The organism is Citrobacter sp. Cf088, from assembly GCF_030334295.1.
In the GTDB taxonomy this organism is placed as follows: domain Bacteria; phylum Pseudomonadota; class Gammaproteobacteria; order Enterobacterales; family Enterobacteriaceae; genus Citrobacter; species Citrobacter freundii.
On sequence record NZ_JAOWEE010000056.1, the window covers coordinates 33618 to 36826 of the forward strand.

At 42.4% G+C, this 3209-nt stretch carries 2 protein-coding genes and 2 pseudogenes; 2 read left to right on the plus strand and 2 right to left on the minus strand.

The features are described from left to right. Positions 1–38: 38 nt before the first annotated feature. Positions 39–463, minus strand: a pseudogene (locus tag OGV71_RS20980) (integrase core domain-containing protein); the annotation flags it as partial. Positions 464–609: 146 nt separating this feature from the next. On the opposite strand from OGV71_RS20980, the pseudogene OGV71_RS20985 reads away from it, so the two are divergent. After that, a pseudogene (locus OGV71_RS20985) lies at positions 610–1116 on the plus strand (IS630 family transposase); the annotation flags it as partial. A 130-nt stretch (positions 1117–1246) separates the two neighbouring features. Here OGV71_RS20985 and OGV71_RS20990 read toward each other — a convergent pair. Next, positions 1247–2422 (minus strand): tetratricopeptide repeat-containing glycosyltransferase, encoded by a 1176-nt coding sequence (locus OGV71_RS20990; protein ID WP_008814938.1) that lies wholly within the window; start codon positions 2420–2422, stop codon positions 1247–1249. 141 nt (positions 2423–2563) lie between these two features. Here OGV71_RS20990 and OGV71_RS20995 point away from each other — a divergent pair. After that, positions 2564–3209 (plus strand): IS1 family transposase gene (locus OGV71_RS20995; protein WP_286533965.1). Its coding sequence is split into 2 segments (ribosomal slippage), with 647 coding nucleotides annotated over them: positions 2564–2813 and positions 2813–3209; the frame shifts between segments, so codons are not numbered across the junction. This gene is flagged as partial in the annotation.

Consider the following 3209-nt stretch of genomic DNA (forward strand, 5'->3'; position numbering starts at 1 on the left):
GGTAATTCCTCTATTTTTAGCGGAGGCGATAAGTAGAATCAGTTCATGTAATGAATATGCTGCATCGGTGTAAAACCATTCAGTGCCATGTTCGGTCGTTCGTGATTATAGAACCATTGCCATTTTGTCGCATAGTCCTGCAATTCATTCAATGATGAAAACAGGCTCTGTCCCAGCCAGTCATAGCGTATTGTCCGGTTATAACGCTCAATATAGGCATTCTGCTAAGGTTTGCCCGGCTGAATAAAATTGAGTCGAATATCTTGCTTTTCAGCCCATGTTATCAGTGTATTACCTATATACTCTAGACTATTATCACAACGAATTGAAGCCGGTTTTCCTTTCCATTTAATGAGCTGCTCCAGCGTTCTTATGACAAGGATAGCTGGCAGGGAAAAATCAACCTCAATAGCAAGGCTTCACGATTGAAGTCATCAATCACATTGGGTAAACGGACAGCCTGGAACAAGAGTTCCGACTTCAGCTTATTTAAGAATGGCGATGATCTGACTGTCAGTAAAACGTGATCGTTGAGCTTAGCTGCCCTTCGGGTCATAGAAATCCTTTTTAAATCAAGTTAGTAGAAAATTATACTTATGAACACACCGATTTTTCGAGGGGATTACCGATATCGATTTGAATCCCAAAATCGGCGCAAACTGGCAGAAAAAGGGAGAGCAAAAAGTTATTCCTACACCAGGAAAAAATGAAAAGCATTACCTTGCCGGGATCCTTTATGCCGGAACTGGACGAGTGGATTATGTCAGTGGGGCAAGTAAAAACTCAGATTTATTTATAAGGATGTTAAGTCATTTAAAAAGCACATATCGAAGTGCAAAAACGATCACGCTGATCGTGGACAACTACATCATTCTCAAGAATAAAAAGACGCTGAAGTGGCTGAAGGAAAATGCTAAATTTATTATTATTTATCAGCCAGTTTACTCCCCGTGAGTGAACAAAATAGAGTTGCTTTGGCTGCCGTTACACGAAACGGTAACGCGTAACCACCGTTGCCGGACAATGTGGCAATTACTGAAAAACGTCCGGCAATTTATGAAAGCCACATCACCTTTTCCCGGCAATAATCATAGGGTAAAAAAAGTGGAGCGTTAATAGGCGCAGTTATTTAGTATGCTAATTTTTTATTCAGGGAAAGCTCGTTTCACTTACCATTCGATACCCTCAAATTAAAAATTTAGAGCGATAGGAGACAATTTTGACACTGAGAAATTACCTCAACCCCTTAGACACTATTTTTAGTTGATTTTTTTATGATATCCTGATCAACAACTGTTATAAGTGAACGGGATATCAAAAAATTAATAATCTCCGTAGCCTTCGATGTGGCAGATGGATTTGTGCCAAATGTCAGTAGTTCACGTGCTGAATGGTAAGCGATCGGATATAAACCTATTTCAATTGCGTTGACCATTATCTCATAATCAATCCAGTTATCGTATATCACATTATCAAGGAAGAGAAAGTTACCTATTGGTTTTTTTATTTCCTTAGCCATTTTAGCGAACCTAAATGCCAAGTTATTTTTCCCAAGTGAACGATATATTCTTGCCAAATGGTATAAACTTTCTGCCCTGAGGGGATTTTCTTCAAAGGCCTCTAGTAAAAAAGGGATAGCATCTGAAATTCTCCCTGAACGCTCATGAATAAGGCCAATTCTAAGCAGACTAAAATACCGTTCTTCTGTGAAGCCGGACAACTTCAGGCGCAGTAGATACCATTCAATAGATCTACTATACAACTCAGACCTGTTTTTCTCATCCTGCACTGCAGCATCATGGTATGACTGTGCGCAATAAAAAGCATATCTGGGCATTAAATCTTGTTCTTTACACTGATGATATGCTGTTGCTAATATCTCTGCATCGCGATGATACTTTCTACATGTATTGTTACGCGATCCAGTACGCCCTGAAATGATGAAATGGTCGCTATTAATAGTTCCGGTATCATGGTATTTATCTTCAAGATACTCATGTAACACACCACGCCATTTGAATGATAATCCGTTGCGGACGAGTAGTTTCCTGTAATAAGTGACAGAATGTGTTTCATTACTCATTTTCAGGAAATAACTATGATGGGTTAGATTAGATGTATCAACTGTTCCCTCAATTCTGTCGTCTGCGTCGAAAAAGAGTATATAGTCAGACATGCCATCGCATCGGTTTAGTGCCAAGTTTCGGTTATGTGAAAAATCAATCCATTGATCGTGATATAATTTACCAGGTACCTTCCTTTGCGCAAAAAACTCCCTAATCAGTTTGGGAGTATTATCTGATGAACCAGTGTCACAAATGACCCACGATGAAATCGGTATTTTATCTAAAATATTAGAAAGGGTCTTTTTTATAATGTGCGATTCATCTCGCACAATCATGTTAAGGCAGATTGTGACCACAACTGTTCCTTTTTTGGAATCCGGGAGTGTGATTATATACCAATTATCTCTAATGAGGTTGAGATATATATGTTATCGACAGGGTTGGTAATGGTGCCAACTTACTGATTTAGTGTACGATGGTGTTTTTGAGGTGCTCCCGTGGCTTCCATCTCCATCAGTTGTCCCTCCTGCTCAGCTACTGAAGGCGTGGTGCGTAACGGTAAAAGTACTGCCGGACATCAGCGCTATCTCTGCTCTCACTGCCGTAAAACATGGCAGCTACAGTTCACTTACACCGCCTCTCAGCCCGGTACACACCAGAAAATTATTGATATGGCCATGAATGGCGTCGGATGTCGCGCCAGTGCACGCATTATGGGCGTTGGCCTCAACACGATTTTACGACACTTAAAAAACTCAGGCCGCAGTCGGTAACCTCGCGCATACAGCCGGGCAGTGACGTCATCGTCTGCGCGGAAATGGACGAACAGTGGGGATACGTCGGGGCTAAATCACGCCAGCGCTGGTTGTTTTACGCGTATGACAGGATACGGAGGACGGTTGTGGCGCACGTATTCGGTGAACGCACGTTGGCCACGCTGGAGCGTCTTCTGAGCCTGCTGTCGGCCTTTGAGGTCGTGGTATGGATGACGGATGGCTGGCCGCTGTATGAATCACGCCTGAAGGGAGAACTGCACGTTATCAGCAAGCGATATACGCAGCGCATTGAGCGGCATAACCTGAATCTGAGGCAGCACCTGGCACGGCTGGGACGGAAGTCGCTGTCGTTCTCAAAATCGGTGGA